15 protein-coding genes are annotated in these 16611 nt (G+C 72.3%); all 15 read right to left on the reverse strand.

The window, feature by feature from the left end; all coding sequences use genetic code 11:
- Nucleotides 1-4 precede the first annotated feature (4 nt).
- Nucleotides 5-502 carry an rRNA maturation RNase YbeY gene (gene ybeY / locus NOO62_RS13600; protein WP_268771160.1) on the reverse strand — a complete coding sequence of 166 codons (498 nt, stop codon included), beginning with the start codon at nucleotides 500-502 and terminating at the stop codon, nucleotides 5-7.
- 12 nt (nucleotides 503-514) lie between these two features.
- A complete protein-coding gene (locus NOO62_RS13605; protein WP_268771161.1) occupies nucleotides 515-1534 on the reverse strand; it encodes a PhoH family protein in 1020 nt (339 codons plus the stop codon).
- Nucleotides 1535-1671: 137 nt separating this feature from the next.
- Nucleotides 1672-2778: a carbohydrate kinase family protein gene (locus NOO62_RS13610; protein WP_268771162.1), complete on the reverse strand. Its 1107-nt coding sequence runs from the start codon at nucleotides 2776-2778 to the stop codon at nucleotides 1672-1674.
- Between the two features lie 54 nt (nucleotides 2779-2832).
- On the reverse strand, nucleotides 2833-4137 hold the full coding sequence (locus tag NOO62_RS13615) for a glucarate dehydratase family protein (RefSeq protein ID WP_268771163.1): 1305 nt from the start codon (nucleotides 4135-4137) through the stop codon (nucleotides 2833-2835).
- A gap of 53 nt (nucleotides 4138-4190) precedes the next feature.
- Nucleotides 4191-5378 (reverse strand): macrolide family glycosyltransferase, encoded by a 1188-nt coding sequence (locus NOO62_RS13620; protein ID WP_268771164.1) that lies wholly within the window; start codon nucleotides 5376-5378, stop codon nucleotides 4191-4193.
- 171 nt (nucleotides 5379-5549) lie between these two features.
- Nucleotides 5550-6551: an adenosine deaminase gene (locus tag NOO62_RS13625; protein WP_268771165.1), complete on the reverse strand. Its 1002-nt coding sequence runs from the start codon at nucleotides 6549-6551 to the stop codon at nucleotides 5550-5552.
- A 13-nt stretch (nucleotides 6552-6564) separates the two neighbouring features.
- The gene (locus tag NOO62_RS13630; protein WP_268771166.1) at nucleotides 6565-7470 is read right to left on the reverse strand and encodes a ribonuclease Z; all 906 of its coding nucleotides are present in this window, start codon (nucleotides 7468-7470) and stop codon (nucleotides 6565-6567) included.
- A gap of 15 nt (nucleotides 7471-7485) precedes the next feature.
- Complete coding sequence (locus NOO62_RS13635) at nucleotides 7486-7839, reverse strand: histidine triad nucleotide-binding protein (protein ID WP_268771167.1); 354 nt, start codon at nucleotides 7837-7839, stop codon at nucleotides 7486-7488.
- An 89-nt stretch (nucleotides 7840-7928) separates the two neighbouring features.
- The gene (locus NOO62_RS13640) at nucleotides 7929-11168 is read right to left on the reverse strand and encodes a S41 family peptidase (RefSeq protein WP_268771168.1); all 3240 of its coding nucleotides are present in this window, start codon (nucleotides 11166-11168) and stop codon (nucleotides 7929-7931) included.
- 49 nt (nucleotides 11169-11217) lie between these two features.
- On the reverse strand, nucleotides 11218-11841 hold the full coding sequence (locus NOO62_RS13645) for a hypothetical protein (RefSeq protein WP_268771169.1): 624 nt from the start codon (nucleotides 11839-11841) through the stop codon (nucleotides 11218-11220).
- A 54-nt stretch (nucleotides 11842-11895) separates the two neighbouring features.
- The gene (locus NOO62_RS13650) at nucleotides 11896-12288 is read right to left on the reverse strand and encodes a VOC family protein (RefSeq protein ID WP_150167620.1); all 393 of its coding nucleotides are present in this window, start codon (nucleotides 12286-12288) and stop codon (nucleotides 11896-11898) included.
- A 21-nt stretch (nucleotides 12289-12309) separates the two neighbouring features.
- On the reverse strand, nucleotides 12310-13053 hold the full coding sequence (locus NOO62_RS13655; protein WP_268771170.1) for a 16S rRNA (uracil(1498)-N(3))-methyltransferase: 744 nt from the start codon (nucleotides 13051-13053) through the stop codon (nucleotides 12310-12312).
- Entirely contained in the window at nucleotides 13050-14129 is a 1080-nt protein-coding gene (locus NOO62_RS13660) for a nitronate monooxygenase (RefSeq protein WP_268771171.1), read from the reverse strand. Before NOO62_RS13660 ends, NOO62_RS13655 begins: the two co-directional genes overlap by 4 nt.
- 293 nt (nucleotides 14130-14422) lie before the next feature.
- On the reverse strand, nucleotides 14423-15562 hold the full coding sequence (gene dnaJ / locus NOO62_RS13665; RefSeq protein WP_268771172.1) for a molecular chaperone DnaJ: 1140 nt from the start codon (nucleotides 15560-15562) through the stop codon (nucleotides 14423-14425).
- Nucleotides 15563-16579, reverse strand: coding sequence for a heat-inducible transcriptional repressor HrcA (gene hrcA, locus NOO62_RS13670; RefSeq protein WP_268771173.1), 1017 nt, complete (start codon nucleotides 16577-16579; stop codon nucleotides 15563-15565).
- Between the last annotated feature and the right edge of the window lie 32 nt (nucleotides 16580-16611).

Genomic DNA, 16611 nt, shown 5'->3' on the forward strand with positions numbered 1-16611 from the left:
GGCGCTACGAGACCGTGGGCGCCGGGGACGGGCCGGTCAGGCCCCTCTCGGCGCGCCAGCCGTCGACGATCGCGGCCTGCAGGCCGAACATCTCGGCCTTCTCGTCGGGCTCCTCGTGGTCGTACCCGAGCAGGTGCAGGACGCCGTGGACGGTGAGGAGCTGGAGCTCCTCGTCCATGGAGTGCTCCGTCGGGGCGTCCTTGCCCTGCTTGGTGGCGACCTCGGGGCAGAGCACGATGTCGCCGAGGAGGCCCTGCGGGGGCTCGTCGTCGTCCTTCATGGGCGGCCGCAGCTCGTCCATGGGGAAGGACATGACGTCCGTGGGCCCCGGCAGGTCCATCCACTGGATGTGCAGCTGCTCCATGGCGTCGGTGTCCACGACGATCACCGAGAGCTCGGAGAGCGGGTGGATGCGCATCCGCGCGAGGGCGTAGCGGGCGATGTCGAGGATCGCCTGCTCGTCGACCTCGGTTCCGGACTCGTTGTTGACGTCGATCGACATGGTGCTGCTGGTCTACTTCCCGTTGTCGCGGCTGTCGTGCTTCTCGTACGCATCGACGATACGGCCGACCAGCTTGTGCCGGACCACGTCGTGGGACGTGAGCCGCGAGAAGTGGATGTCCTCCACGCCGTCGAGGATCTTCTGCACCTCGCGCAGGCCGCTCTTGGTGCCGCCGGGCAGGTCGACCTGGGTGATGTCACCGGTGATGACGATCTTCGAGTCGAAGCCGAGGCGGGTCAGGAACATCTTCATCTGCTCGGCGCTGGTGTTCTGCGCCTCGTCGAGGATGATGAACGCGTCGTTCAGCGTCCGGCCGCGCATGTACGCGAGGGGGGCGACCTCGATGGTGCCCGCGGCCATGAGGCGCGGGATGGAGTCGGGGTCGAGCATGTCGTGCAGCGCGTCGTAGAGCGGGCGCAGGTACGGGTCGATCTTCTCGTACAGCGTGCCCGGCAGGAAGCCGAGCCGCTCGCCCGCCTCGACCGCGGGACGCGTCAGGATGATGCGGTTGACCTGCTTGGACTGCAGGGCCTGCACGGCCTTGGCCATGGCCAGGTAGGTCTTGCCGGTGCCCGCTGGCCCGATCCCGAAGACGATGGTGTGCTTGTCGATCGCGTCGACGTACCGCTTCTGGTTGAGGGTCTTGGGGCGGATGGTGCGGCCGCGGGACGAGAGGATGTTCTGCGTGAGGACCTCGGCGGGGGTCTCCTCCGCGCCGTTGCCGTTCTCGTCCGCCCTCAGCATGGCGATCGAGCGTTCCACTGCGTCCTCCGTCATCGGCTGACCGGTGCGGAGCACCAGCATCATCTGGTCGAACAAGCGCTGGATCAGAGCGACTTCGGGCGCGCTGCCCACGGCGCTGATCTCATTGCCCCGGACGTGGATGTCGGCCGCCGGGAAGGCCTTCTCGATCACCCGCAGCAGGGCGTCGCCGGAGCCGAGAACCGTGACCATCGGGTGGTTCGCCGGGACGGTGAAGTGGGCTCGGGCCCTGTCCTGCGCGTCGGTGTGAGTCGTGGGTGTCTGAGTCATGGGCCGGCTCTGTAGGCCTGCTCATCCTCCTCGTGCGGGGCTTGGTGGCCGCTCGACAGCCTTGCTCCCCCAAGAGTACGACGCGGCACCCCACGGGCCGTAGGCCTTTTCCTCCCTTCTGTCTCAGCTCTCTCCCGCTATGCCGACCGGAACCCGATCGTCGGCACCGCCCTGCGCAGCGGCCACGGGCGGGCCGCTGCGGGCAGCAGGGTCTGGAGGAAGGCGTAGCGGCGCAGGGCCAGAGGGTCCTGGTCGTCGAATTCGCGGACCCGGCGCCACCACGCGCCCACTTCCGCCCAGCCGGGCGCCGACAGGGAGCCGCCGAACTCCTGGACGGAGAGGGCCGCGGTGAGGCCCGCGAAGGCGAGGCGGTCCGCGAGGGGCCACTCGGCGAGGGTGCCGGTGACGAACCCGGCGACGAAGACGTCTCCGGCGCCGGTGGGGTCGAGCGCCTCGACCTCGATGGCCGGGACCTCCGCCGTCTCGCCGGTCCGCCCGTCCACGGCGTACGCGCCCTCGGCGCCGAGCGTCACCACGGCGAGCGGTACGTGATCGGTGAGGGCGCGGGCCGCCTCGCGGGGGCAGGACGTGCGGGTGTAGCGCATCGCCTCCTCCGCGTTCGGCAGGAACGCTTCGCAGTGCTCCAGGTCGGCGAGGCCCGCGAGGTCCCAGCGGCCGGTGTCGTCCCAGCCGACGTCGGCGAAGATGCGGGTGCCGCTGCGGGCGGCCTGGGCGATCCAGGGGGCGCGGGTGCCGGGGGTGAGGGAGGCGACGGCGGCACGCGCGCGTGGCGGGCAGGACGGGGCGCCTCCGTCGGGGGCGTCGGCGTCCGGGGGCGGCTCGTGGCCGTGGCTCACCATGGTGCGTTCGCCCTCGTACGCCATGGAGACGGTCACCGGGGAGTGCCAGCCGGGGACGGTGCGTGACGGGGTGAGGTCGATGCCCTCCCCTTGTTCGAGGGCGTCCCAGCAGTACTCCCCGTAGTGGTCGTCCCCGAAGGCCGCGGCGAGCGAGGTGTGCAGGCCGAGGCGGGCGAGGGCGGTCGCCATGTTGGCGACGCCGCCGGGGCTCGACCCCATGCCGCGGGCCCAGGACTCGGTGCCGCGCACGGGGGCGGAGTCGAGGCCGGTGAAGATGATGTCGAGGAAGACCGTGCCGGTGAGGTAGACGTCGCAGTCCGGGTCCCCGGCTCTGCGGGCCGCTTTCAGCGGGTCGACGGTGATGGGCTGTACGGGTACGACCATGCAGGCAACGTAACGGACGATGCCTGCCGGGGCTCGCGGTTACCGGCCGTGGACCTACCAGCGTGGCACGGTCGGCGTCGTCCAGTCCGGGTCGGCGGCCCGCATCGCCGCCGCGTCGTCGCGCTCCCGCAGGGCGCGGAAGTCGTCGTCGAGCCAGCGCGCGTGCAGGGCGGCGAGCTTGTCCCGGTCGAGCTCGACGCCGAGGCCCGGGGTGTCGGTGACGGTGACCTTGCCGTCGCTGAACCGCAGCCGGGAGGTCAGGACGTCCTCCGCCTGCCACGGGTAGTGCGAGTCGCAGGCGTGGTGCAGGCCGGGGACGGTGGCCGCCACGTGGGTCATCGCGGCCAGGCTGATGCCGAGGTGCGTGTTGGAGTGCATGGACACGCTGACGCCGAACGTGCGGCAGACGGCGGCCAGTTCGCGGGTGCGCCGCAGCCCGCCCCAGTAGTGGTGGTCGGAGAGCACGACCCGCACGGCTCCCTTCGCGAAGGCCTCCGGTATCTCCTCGAAGGTCGTCACGCACATGTTCGTGGCGAGCGGCACCGGCGTGCCCGCGGCGACCCGCGCCATGGCGGGCGTGCCGAGCGCCGGGTCCTCCAGGTATTCGAGTACGTCGCCGAGTTCCGCCGCGACCTTCAGCGACGTCTCCACGGACCAGGCCCCGTTGGGGTCGAGCCGCAGCGGCAGGCCGGGGAACGCCTCGGCCAGGGCGCGGATCGCGGCGACCTCCTCGTCGGGCGGGAAGACGCCGCCCTTGAGCTTGAAGGAGGTGAAGCCGTACCGCTCGGTGAAGAGGCGGGCCTGGGCGACGATCCCGGCCGGGTCGAGCGCGGCGCCCCACCCCTCGTCCTGCTCGCTCGCGACACCGGCCGGGTGCTCGGCCCACTTGTAGAACAGGTACGCGCTGTACTCCACGGCGTCGCGCACCTTGCCTCCGAGCAGCGCGTGCACGGGCAGCCCGAGCGCCTTGCCGAGGGCGTCCAGGCACGCGACCTCGAACCCGGAGACGACGGAAAGGCGCAGCTTGTCGGCGGTCTGCACGCCGCGCAGACCGCCGACGTCCACGGAGTCGTCGATCCGCGCGGCGTCCACGGCCACGTCGTCCGCGAGTGTGAACAGCCCGTTCAGATCGGACACGTCGTGCCCGACGAGCCGCCCGGCGAGGGGCCGGGCGAGCTCCAGGTACTTCGAGTCCCCGTACGTCTCCCCCACCCCCGTCACTCCGCCCGCGGTGACCACCTCGATGATCAGGCGGGGCGTGTAGGGCTGATGCACGCCCTGGGTGTTGAGCAGCGGCGGATCGGCGACGAGGACGGGAGTGAGGCGGACATCCGCGACGACGAGACTCTGTCCATACATGAGAACGGAGACTAGGTACGCGAACAGCGACCGTCAATGGCGGGCGCGGAGCCCTACAGCTCGGCCTCGATCAGGTCGGCCGCACGCACGGCACCGCCCTCGGCGCGTACCTGCTCCCTCAACTCCGCGCACCTGCGCGCTACCTCGGGATCGGAGGTCAGCTCGTGGAGCGCGGCCCGCAGCACCTCACCGGTCGCGTCCGCCGTGTCGATCCGCCGCGCGACACCGAGCTCCACGAGCCGGTCCGCGTTCATCGGCTGCTCCGCGCCCTGCGGCACCGCGATCATCGGCACACCGGCGTGGAGACCCTCGCCGCTGCTGCCCATCCCGGCATGCGTGACAAAGGCGTCGGCCTGCTCGAGGACGGCCAGCTGAGGTACCCATGAACAGACTTCGACGTTGCCGGGCACGTCACCGCCGAGCTCCGCCGGATCCACGTGCTTGCCGATCTGCAGCACGACGTGCCACCCCGGCAGATCCCCGAAGGCGGCCACGCACTGCCGGTAGAACTCCGGCTGCACGGTGTACGCCGAGCCGAGCGAGGCCAGCAGCACCTTCTCGGCGTCCGAGGGCCGCGCCCAGCTCTCCCGCGCGGCACGGTCGCCGAGGCAGGGCCCGACGAAGTCGACCCGCGCGGGGTCGACCGTGTCGGCGTGCGGCTGCATGGCCCGCGGAACGGTGGCGAGGGCCCGCGGCGGCATACCGGAGAACTCCGCGACGTCCAGTGTGGTGGCCCCGCACCCGGCGAGCCACTCCTTGAAGCGGGCCTCCAGGGCGTCGGCGCCCGGCAGTTGGGCGAGGAGCGCGCCGACGTCCTCCTGATAGCTGCCCCACGCCACGAAGGTGGGCGACAGCTGCACGAACGGCCGCCCCTGCGCCTCGGCGAGCGCACGGCCGACGTACCCGCCGATGTCGTACAGGTACAGGTCCGCGGGGTCGTCGTCGTACGCCGCGTGGAGCTGCGGGAGCACCGCGATCGCGTCGTCGAGGAAGAGCGCACTGGCCTCGATCGGGTCGTCGGGCCAGATGTTGTCGCGGAACGGGAGCGTGGACTCGTACGCGACGAGTTCGGCACCGGTGGGCTCGATGAGCCCGGCGGTCGCGGGGTCGTTGGCGTACGTCACGCGGTGGCCGCGCGCCACCAGTTCACGGATGACTTCGAGTCCGGGCAGCACGTGGCTGACCATCGGGACGCCGACCATGGCGATGTGGGCAGGGCGGCGGGAGAGCCGACGAGGCATGGGTGTTCCTCCAGGAACAGAGAGCTACGGCTAGGGGAAGACACGGCGGCCCGCCGCCTCGGCCCTGTCGGGCGGGCGGGGGCCTGCTGGGGTCGTGTCAGCCGTAGATCTGCGCGATGGAGTCCATGCCGGGGACCTTAGCCCGGCGCCCGGCGCTCGGTCGAACGAATATCAGTCGAAGGAATAGGCGTCGACCTCGGCGAGGTACTTCGCGCGGAGCGCCTCGTCCGCCGCGTCCCGGTCGAGGAAGCTCGCCAGGAAGGAGTTGCGGGCCAGCGTGCGCAGCCGCTCCCGGTCGAGTCCGAGAGCCTCGCGCACGGCGTGGAAGTTGTCGTCCGCGTACCCGCCGAAGTAGGCGGGGTCGTCGGAGTTGACCGTGCACATGAGGCCCGCGTCGAGCATCCGCGGCAGCGGGTGGTCCTCCAGGACGTCGATGGTGCGCAGCCGGACGTTGGAGAGCGGGCAGAGCGTGAGCGGGACGCGGTCGCGGACCAGGCGCTCCACCAGGGCCGGGTCCTCCATGCAGCGCAGCCCGTGGTCGATGCGCTCGACGTGCAGCACGTCGAGGGCCTCCGTGATGTACGCGGGCGGGCCCTCCTCCCCCGCGTGGGCGACGAGCCGCAGCCCGCGGGCGGCGGCGGCCTCGTACACCTCCTTGAACTTGGCCGGCGGGTGGCCGACCTCGGCCGAGTCGAGGCCGATGCCGATGATGCGGTGGAGGTGGGGCTCGGCGGCCGTCAGGGTCTCCAGCGCGGAGTCGGCGGACTGGTCGCGCAGGAAGCACATGATGAGCCGCGTGGAGACGCCGTGCCGCTCCTCGCTGCGGTCCAGGGCGCGGGCGAGCCCTTCGACGACGGTGCCGATGGGGACGCCGCGCGCGGTGTGGGCCTGCGGGTCGAAGAAGATCTCCGCGTGCCGGACGCCCTGTGCGGCGGCGCGGGCGAGGTAGGCGTCCGCGAGTTCCTCGAAGTCGGCCTCGGTGCGCAGCACGGCCATGAGGCGGTAGTAGAGGTTCAGGAAGGTCTGGAGGTCGTCGAAGAGGTAGGCCTTGCGGAGCTCTTCGGTGTCGGCGTAGGGCAGTTCGACGCCGTTGCGTGCGGCGAGCGCGAAGGCGAGCTCGGGTTCGAGGGTGCCTTCGATGTGGAGGTGGAGTTCGGCCTTGGGAATCGGCATGGTGCGGTCTCGCTCAGGTTCGTTTGGGGAGGGGCACGCGCAACAGGTCGCGGGCGACGGTGAGTTCGCCGTCGTATCCGGCGGCGCGGGCCTGCTGTTCGTAGAGAGTCGGGTCGGGGTAGCGCTGGCTGAAGTGGGTGAGGACGAGGTGGCGCACGCCTGCCTCGATGGCCACGCGGGCGGCCTGCCCGGCGGTCAAGTGCCCATGGTCGGCGGCGAGTTGCTCGTCCTCATCGAGGAAGGTCGACTCGATGACGAGCATGTCGCAGCCTTCGGCGAGGGCGTGCACGCCGTCGCAGAGCCGGGTGTCCATCACGAAGGCGAACCGCTGCCCGCGCCGCACCTCGCTGACCTCTCCCAGGGTCACGCCGCGCAGGCTGCCCTCCTTCTGGAGGCGGCCGACGTCGGGCCCGCCGATGCCGTGCTCGGCGAGGAGCCCGGGCAGCATGCGGCGTCCGTCGGGCTCGGTGAGGCGGTAGCCGTACGACTCGACGGGGTGGGAGAGCTTCATCGCGTCGAGGGTGTACGCGGGCGTGACGTCCAGGGGGCCGTCCTCGGCGACCGGCGCCTCGGTGAGCCGCACGGTCTCGCGGTAGGCCGTCGCGTACCGCAGCCGGTCGAAGAAGCGCTGCCCCGACGCCGGGTAGTGGGCGGTGACGGGGTGCGGGACCCGGTCGAGGTTGATGCGCTGGATCACCCCGGCCAGGCCCAGGGAGTGGTCGCCGTGGAAGTGCGTGACGCAGATCCGGTGCAGGTCGTGGGCGGCGACCCCGGCGCGCAGCATCTGGCGCTGCGTGCCCTCGCCGGGGTCGAACATGATGCCCTGGCCGTCCCAGAGCAGGACGTAGCCGTTGTGGTTGCGGTGCCGGGTGGGGACCTGGCTGGCGGTGCCGAGCACCACGAGTTCACGTGCGGACAAGGGGGACGGTCCCCGCTATCCGGGCGGCCACTGGAGGCCGCGGCCGCCCAGGACGTGCGCGTGCGCGTGCCAGACGGTCTGGCCCGCGCCGGACCCGGTGTTGAAGACGATCCGGTAGCTGTCGGCCGCCTCCTGGGCGGCGACCTCGCCCGCTTCCCGCAGCACGTCCGCGGCGATCGTCGGCTCGGCGGCGGCGAGCGACGCGGCGTCCCGGTAGTGCGCCTTGGGGATCACCAGGACGTGGGTCGGCGCCTGCGGGTTGATGTCGCGGAAGGCCACGGTCGTCTCGGTCTCGCGGACGACGGTGGCCGGCACCTCACCCGCGACGATCTTGCAGAACAGACAGTCGCTTTGCGCTTCGCCCGCCATGGGCCGCCTCCTGGATCGGGAAAGATCAGTACGTTCCGCATGCTATCGGCCCGGCGTCGCGGGGTCGGGGCGAGGCCGCCGGGGAGAGGTCACTCCGTGCCCGGCAGTCCCGGGGGTGTCTTCGCCGGGGTCTCCGCCAGTGCGGCCAGCGCGATCCGGATCGCCTCGTCCAACTGCGGGTCGCGGCCCGACGCGTGGTCGTCCGGGGTGGTGACGACCTCCACGTCCGGATCGACGCCGTGGTTCTCGACGCCCCAGCCCTCGCCCTCCAGCCAGAACGCGTACTTCGGCTGGGTCACCAGCGTCCCGTCGACCAGGCGGTAGCGGCTGTCGATGCCGATGACGCCGCCCCACGTGCGGGTGCCCACCACGGGCCCGATGCCGAGCGCCCTGATCGCGGCGTTGACGATGTCGCCGTCGGAGCCGGAGAACTCGTTGGCGACGGCGACGACCGGGCCGCGCGGCGCGTCCGCCGGATAGCTGAACGCGCGGGAGTCGCGGGGCAGGTCCCAGCCGACGACGCGGCGCGCCAGCTTCTCCACGACGAGCTGCGAGGTGTGCCCGCCGCGGTTCTCCCTGACGTCCACGACCAGGCCCTCGCGGGCGACCTCGACGCGCAGGTCGCGGTGGATCTGCGCCCAGCCGGGCGCCTGCATGTCGGGCACGTGGAGGTAGCCGAGGCGGCCTCCCGAGTGCTCGTGGACGTACGCCCGCCGGTCGGCGACCCAGGCGTGGTAGCGCAGCGGCTCCTCGTCGTCGAGGGGGACGACCACGGCGTGCCGGGCGTCGCCGCCGCCGGACGGCGAGATCGTCAGCTCGACGGCCTTGCCCGCGGTGCCCACGAGGAGCGGGCTCGGGCCGGTGACGGGGTCGACGGTCCTGCCGTTGACCTCGACGATCGCGTCACCGGGGCGCACCGCGACGCCGGGCGCGGCGAGCGGCGACTGCGCGTCGGGGTCGGACGTCTCCGAGGGCAGGATGCGGCCGATGCGCCACAGGCCGTCCTCGCCGCGCGCGAGGTCCGCGCCGAGGAGCCCCTGCCGGTGCGATCCGCCCCCGCCGCCGCGCGGGGTGACGTAGGCGTGCGAGGTGCCGAGCTCGCCGTGCACCTCCCACAGCAGGTCGACGAGGTCGTCGTGGGTGGCGACGCGGGCGAGGACGGGGCGGTAGCGCTCCAGTACGGCGTTCCAGTCGACGCCGCCCATGTCGGGCCGCCAGAAGTTGTCCCGCATGAGGCGGCCCGTCTCGTCGTACATCTGGCGCCACTCGGCCGCGGGGTCGATGGTGTGGCGGATGCGGGTGAGGTCGACGGTGATGTTCGACGCGCTGTCCTCGTCGCCGGAGGCGCGCCGGTCACTGGGTACGACCTTCAGCTTGCCGTCGGTCCACAGCAGGATCCGCTTGCCGTCGCCGGTGACCGCGAAGTGGTCGGCGTCCGAGGAGAGTTCCTCGACGCGGCGCTCCACGAAGTCGTACCGCTCCAGCTCGGTCCTCGGGTCCGGGTCGTGCGGGGTGGCGCGGGAGGCGCCGAGGACGCCGCGCACCGGGTGGCGCAGCCACAGCAGGCCGTCCTTCGCGGCCCGCAGCATGCTGTAGCGGGCGGCCTCGACGGGGAACGGCACGATGCGGTCGGCGAGCCCGTCGAAGTCGATGCGGGTGACGGGCGCGCCCTCGCTGTCGGGGGTCTCCGCGCCGTCCTGCGCGTCGAAGGGCCTGCCGTGGCGCTGCGGCCCGAAGGGGGACGGCGTGGTCGCGGCGAGCGTGATCAGGTACGGCCGTGAGCCGCCGACGAAGGCGAGGTCGAAGACGTGCTCGTCGTAGACCGGGTCGAAGGCGCGGGCGGAGAGGAACGCGAGGTGCTTGCCGTCGAGGGTGAACGCGGGCGCGTAGTCGCGGAAGCGCAGCGGGGTCGCCTCGGCCACCGACAGGTCGGCGGTGTTGGCGAGCTTCAGCTGCCGCAGCGGGCGCGGTCCCGGGTGGGACCAGGCGAGCCAGGCGGAGTCGGGCGAGAAGACGAGCCCGGTGGCCTCGCCGTCCTCGCTGCGGTCGACCTCACGGACCTCTCCGCTCTCGCGCTCGACGAGCAGCACGCGCCCGTCGTGCGAGGCGACGGCGGCGCGGGAGCCGTCGGGGGCGACGGCGAGCCCGAGGACCCGGCCGAGCTGGCCGACCGCGAGCCTGCGCGGGGTGGCGCCGGGCGCGGAGCCGGTGGCGGGCGCGAACTCCAGGGCCTCGTCGCCCTCGGCGTCCGTGACCCACACGACGTGCTCCTCGCCCTGCACGCGGAACGTACGCGGCAGCCTGGCGCGCACTCCTTGCTCGGCGGCGAGCGCGCGGGCGGGGCCTTCGCGGTGCGTGACCCAGTGGACGGAGCCGCGCACGGAGACGGCGCTGCCGCGTCCGGTGTGGTCGGGCGCGGCGGCCCCGAACCAGCGGGCGGCGCTCACGGGATGCGGTTGCAGGTCGGTGCGCTGGCCGCCGAGGCGCAGGTCGACGCGGCGGGGTTCGGCGTCCGACAGGTCGTCCAGGAGCCAGAGTTCACCTGCGGACACGTAGACGACGCGGGTGCCGTCGGTGGCCGCGTGGCGCGCGTAGAAACCGTCGAGCGGGGTGTGGCGGCGCAGGTCGGAGCCTTCGGGCAGGGACGAGTAGAGGGCGCCGACGCCTTCGTGGTCGGAGAGGAAGGCGATGCGCTCGCCGACGAGGAGCGGGTACTCGATGTTGCCGTCGAGCTCTTCGTGGACGCGTACGAAACGGGGCTCTCCGTCACCGGGCGCCGCGCCGTCCGCGCCGGTGCGCCGGATCCACAGCTTGCCCGCGGTGCCGCCCCGGTACCGCTTCCACCAGGCGGCCTCGCGGCCCATCGGGGCGGAGAGCAGCAGGACCTGCCCGTCGGGGCCGTGGGCGGCGTCGCCGACGGGGCCGTACGGCAGGGTGGTGGCGGGGCCGCCGTCGAGCGGCACGGCCCGCGCCCAGCTGCGGCGCAGGGAGGCCTGTCCCGTCGCGCTGACCGCGAGGACCTGCCCCTCGGGGGTCCAGCCGCGCACGGCGGTACGCCAACTCCCCCAGTACGTCAGCCGCTTGGACGGGCCGCCGTCGACGGGGGCGATGTGCACCTCGGGGGCTCCGTCGCGCGTGGAGGTCCAGGCGACGGTCGTGCCGTCAGGCGATATCCGTGGGTGGTTCACGGGCATGTTGTCGGCGCTGACCCGCCAGGCCCGGCCTCCGTCGAGGGGCGCGACCCAGACGTCGTCCTCCGCCGTGAAGGTGAGCAACTCGCCGTGGAGGTGCGGGAACCGGAGATATGCGTGCTGCGCTGCCTCTGTCACACCGACCAGCCTAAGCAGGCTCCGCGCGGGCCGACAGGGGCACGAACGATCATTTCCCGGGCACGCAGTCGCAGGTCGGCCGGGGCGGCGGCGGGTCGGCGGTGACGGTCACGGTGACGGTGGGGGTGGGCGCGGGGTCGGGCTCCTGGTGGGTGGGCGGGGTGGAGGGCTGCTCGCCCCCGCCGTTCCCGCCGTCTCCGTTTCCGTCTCCGTTCCCGTCTCCGTCACCATCCCCGGCCTCGCAGTTGCCGAGCACATCGACGCGGAACCACTGCTCGCCGCCGACCTTGGCGGTGAGGTTGCCGCGTACGCAGGCCCCGTCGACGACGGAGCTCACCCGGCCCTTGACGCTGATGTCCGTGCCGTCGTCGGTCTCGCCCTGGCAGTCCACCTCGATCACGGACTCCGTCGCGGCGGACCCGCTGTGCGGCGTGACCTTGTCCTTGAAGCTCGCGGTGCAGCTGAGCCAGGACACGTCGGCGCCCTGCCGCTCCAGCTCCTTGGTCCCCGTCTCGTCCACGGTGAGCGCGACCGCGGAGGTGTTCATACCGCTGGCCACGGGGTCGCACGCGGTGACTCCCAGCGCGGCGGCGCCGGCGAGCCCGACGGCGTACAGGATCGTCGTACGCCGTGTCCCCGACACCCGGCCGCGTAACCGCCTCAATGCCCCCATGGGCGGCAGAGTGCCACCGCGCACGCCGGTGCGGTAGACCGCTTGCGGCCATGCTCAGGTGCGCAGCAGCAGCCACTCCTGCAACTCCACGAGGTTGCCCTCGGGGTCCTTGAGGTGGGCGACCCGCATGCGCTCCGTCATGGGCGCGGGCCCGTGCGCGAGGACCGCCCCGCGTCCGACGATCTCCGCGCAGTACGCGTCCAGGTCGTCGACCCTGAGCACCACCAGCGAGCGGTGCCCGGTCGCGGCGTCGGCCAGCTCGCCGAGCAGCCCCGCCATCATCGCCCGGTCCTGGAGCGCGATGCCCGCCGAGCCGACGGCGGGACTGAACTTCTCGTACGGTCCGTCCTGGGCGCCCGACTGGGGCTTGAGGCCCAGCACTTCGCCGTAGAAGCGGTAACAGGCGGGGAAGTCCGCGACGAGCAGACGCACCTGGGCGAGTTCCAACGCATCCCCCGTGGGGTTCGGTCAGGACCAGCGGCCGGTGCGTCCGAGGAGCAGCGCGGTCGCCGCGGTCCCGGCGGTCGACGTGCGCAACACGGTACGCCCGAGCCGGTACGGCTTCGCGCCCGACTCGGCGAACGCCGCGAGCTCCTCCGGCGATACGCCCCCTTCGGGCCCGACCACCAGCACGATGTGCCCGGCCGGGGGGAGTTCCGCCGTGGCCAGCGGGTCACTGCTGCCCTCCTCGTGCAGGACGGCCGCGAAGTCGGCGTCCGCGAGGAGCGCGGCGACCTGCTTGGTCGACGCGGCGTCGGCGACCTCCGGGAAGCGGGTCCGGCGGGACTGCTTGCCCGCCTCGCGCGCGGTGGCCCGCCACTTGGCGAGGGCCTTGAGGCCGCGCTCGCCCTTCCACTGCGTGATGCAGCGCGACGCGGTCCACGGCACGACGGCGTCGACGCCGGTCTCCGTCATGGTCTCCACGGCGAGCTCGCCGCGGTCGCCCTTGGGCAGGGCCTGTACGACGGTGATGCGGGGCGACTCGGCGGGTTCGTCGGCGACGGAGTCCATGTGGACGATCAGCCGGTCCTTGCCCTCGGTGTCCACGACCACGCACTCCGCCCAGCGTCCGGCGCCGTCGGTCAGGACGACGTCCTCACCGGCGCGCAGCCGCTTCACGGAGACGGCGTGCCGACCCTCGGGCCCGTCGAGCACATAGCGCCCGCCCTCACCCGCGTCGAAATGCTCGACGACGAAGACCGGGGCGGTCATGCGGCACCCCCCGAAGCCGACGCGGCCTTCGCCCTCGCCTCGGCGAGTTCGGCGGCGAGGACCTCGACGAGCTGTCCGGCGGGCAGCTCGCGGGCGAGCCGGTGGCCCTGCCCGGCCCAGAGCGCCATGGCCTGCGCGTCCCCGGCCTTCGCGGCGGCCTTGCGCACGGCGCTGGTGAGGTGGTGGACCTCGGGGTAGGCGGCGGGGGCGTACGGGCCGTGCTCACGCATGAAGCGGTTGACGAGGCCGCGCGCGGGGCGCCCGGAGAACGCCCTGGTCAGCTCGGTCCGCACGAAGAGCGGGTTGGTCATGGCCTGCTTGTGGAGCGGGTTCGCGCCCGACTCGGGGGTGACGAGGAAGGCGGTGCCGAGCTGCGCGGCGTCGGCGCCCGCGGCGAGCACGGCGGCGATCTGCGCGCCGCGCATGAGCCCACCGGCGGCGACGATCGGAATCTGCACGGTCTCACGCACCTGCGTAATAAGTGAGAGCAACCCGATCCCGGCCCCATCGGCCTCCGGATTGTCCTTGTGTGTCCCTTGGTGCCCGCCCGCCTCGATGCCCTGCACGCACACGGCGTCGGCGCCCGCCCACTGGGCGGTCTGGGCCTCTTCGGCGGTGGTGACGGTGACGACGGTCAGGGTGTTGACGCGGGCGAAGGCGTCGAGGACGTCACGGGTGGGGCAGCCGAAGGTGAAGGAGACGAGCGGCACGGGGTCGTCGAGCAGGATCGCCAGCTTGGCGTCGTACCCGTCGTCGCGCCCGCTGTCCGGGTCGCCGAGCTCCGTCTCGTACCAGGTGGCTTCGCCGGCGAGCTGATTCCGGTACACCTCGATGGCCGCGGCGTCCGCGGTGTCGGGCTGCGGCATGAACAGGTTGACGCCGAACGCGCGCGAGGTGAGCCCCCGCAACTGTTTGATCTCCTGGTACATCCCGTCGGCGGTCTTGTACCCGGCAGCGAGAAACCCGAGCCCCCCTGCCTCGGCCACGGCCCCGGCCAGCGCGGACCCGGAGGCACCGCCCGCCATGGGGGCCTGCACGATCGGAAGACGACAGAGCTCGGTCAGTGCGGAGGACATGACGGCATCGTGCCACGCCCTACATCCCGCACCGAATCGCGCACCCCGCACCGGGCGTGCGCCGCCCCGTCCGCCCCCTGCCCACCGTCGGCGTCTGCGGCCCGTCCCGGGTTGCTCGCGCAGTTCCCCGCGCCCCTGAAAGGCCCGTCCCGGGCCCCTTCAGGGGCGCGGGACGGGTTGCTTTTAGGGGCGCGGGGAACTGCGCCACCAGCCCCCACGCACCCGCGGACGACGACAGAACCCCCGGCAGCGGAACGAACCGTCGCCGGGGGCCGAAGTCACCGCTCAAGGCGCTACCGCCCGTTGAACGCGTCCTTCAGGCGGGAGAACAGGCCCTGCTGCCCCGGCTGGAACTGCCCCGTGGGCCGTTCCTCACCCCGCAGCTGCGCCAGCTCCCGCAGCAACCGCTCCTGCTCGGGTTCGAGCTTCGTCGGCGTAAGGACCTCGACGTGCACGATGAGGTCACCGCGACCGCCGCCCCGCAGGTGCGTGATGCCGCGCCCGTGCAGCGGCACGGACTGCCCCGACTGCGTGCCGGGCCGGATGTCGATCTCCTCCAGGCCGTCGAGCGTCTCCAGCGGCACCTTCGTGCCGAGGGCCGCCGCGGTCATCGGGATCGTCACCGTGCAGTGCAGGTCGTCGCCGCGCCGCTGGAAGACGGCGTGCGGCAGCTCGTGGATCTCCACGTACAGGTCACCGGCGGGGCCACCACCGGGGCCGACCTCGCCCTCGCCCGCGAGCTGGATCCGCGTGCCGTTGTCGACACCGGCCGGGATCTTGACGGTCAGCGTCCGCCGCGAGCGGATCCGCCCGTCGCCCGCGCACTCGGGGCACGGCGTCGGCACGACCGTGCCGAACCCCTGGCACTGCGGGCAGGGCCGCGAGGTCATGACCTGGCCGAGGAAGGACCGCGTGACCTGGGACACCTCACCGCGACCGCGGCACATGTCACACGTCTGGGCCGAGGTACCGGGCGCGGCACCTTCACCACTACAGGTCGTACAGACGACAGCCGTGTCGACCTGGATGTCCTTGGTGGTCCCGAAGGCGGCCTCGTCGAGGTCGATCTCCAGACGGATCATGGCGTCCTGGCCGCGACGCGTGCGCGAGCGCGGTCCGCGCTGCGACGCCGTCCCGAAGAACGCGTCCATGATGTCGGAGAAGTTGCCGAAGCCGCCGGCGCCGAAGCCACCCGCGCCTCCGCCGCCGCCCGCCTGGGACAGCGGGTCGCCGCCGAGGTCGTAGACCTGCTTCTTCTGCGGGTCCGACAACACCTCGTACGCGGCGTTGATCTCCTTGAAGCGCTCCTGAGTCTTCGGGTCCGGATTCACATCCGGGTGAAGCTCACGCGCCAGCCTGCGGAAGGCCTTCTTGATTTCGTCCTGGGAAGCGTCGCGGCGCACGCCGAGTACGGCGTAGTAGTCCGTGGCCACTTACGACTCCGCCAGGATCTGTCCGACGTAACGTGCCACTGCGCGTACTGCTCCCATCGTTCCCGGATAGTCCATGCGGGTCGGTCCGACCACGCCGAGTTTGGCGACTGCCTCGCTTCCCGAACCGTAGCCGACCGAGACCACGGACGTGGAGCTGAGCCCCTCATGGGCGTTCTCGTGACCGATCCGTACGGCCATGCCCGAATCCTGCACTTCCCCAAGCAACTTGAGGAGCACGACCTGCTCCTCGAGGGCTTCGAGAACGGGCCGGATGGTGAGGGGAAAGTCATGTCCGAAGCGAGTGAGATTGGCGGTGCCGCCGATCATCAGCCGCTCTTCCGTCTCCTCCACGAGCGTCTCGAGGAGGGTGGACAGGACCGTCGCGACAGTGCCGCGGTCCTCGGCCTCGAAGGCCTCGGGCAGGTCCTGCACCAACTGTGGCACATCGGCGAAGCGCCGCCCCGCGACCCTGCTGTTCAGCCGGGCCCGCAGGTCCGCGAGCGCACTCTCGCCGAACGGCACCGGGCAGTCGATCATGCGCTGCTCGACCCGGCCCGTGTCGGTGATCAGTACGAGCATCAGCCGGGCGGGAGCCAGCGAGAGCAGCTCCACGTGCCGCACCGTCGACCGCGTGAGCGACGGGTACTGCACGACGGCGACCTGCCGGGTGAGCTGCGCGAGCAGCCGCACCGTGCGTCCCACGACGTCGTCGAGGTCGACGGCGCCGTCGAGGAAGTTCTGGATGGCGCGCCGCTCGGGCGCGGTCATCGGCTTGACCCCCGCGAGTTTGTCGACGAAGAGGCGGTAGCCCTTGTCGGTGGGGATGCGCCCCGCGCTGGTGTGCGGCTGGGCGATGAACCCTTCCTCCTCCAGCACCGCCATGTCGTTGCGGACGGTGGCCGGGGAGACCCCCAGACGGTGCCGCTCGGTGAGCGCCTTGGAGCCGACGGGCTCCTCCGTCCCCACATAGTCATGGACGATGGCGCGCAGCACTTCGAGCCTGCGTTCACTGAGCATCGCGCACACCTCCAGCTGTCTCCGTCGTTCAC

This window comes from Streptomyces sp. Je 1-369 (assembly GCF_026810505.1).
Lineage (GTDB): Bacteria > Actinomycetota > Actinomycetes > Streptomycetales > Streptomycetaceae > Streptomyces.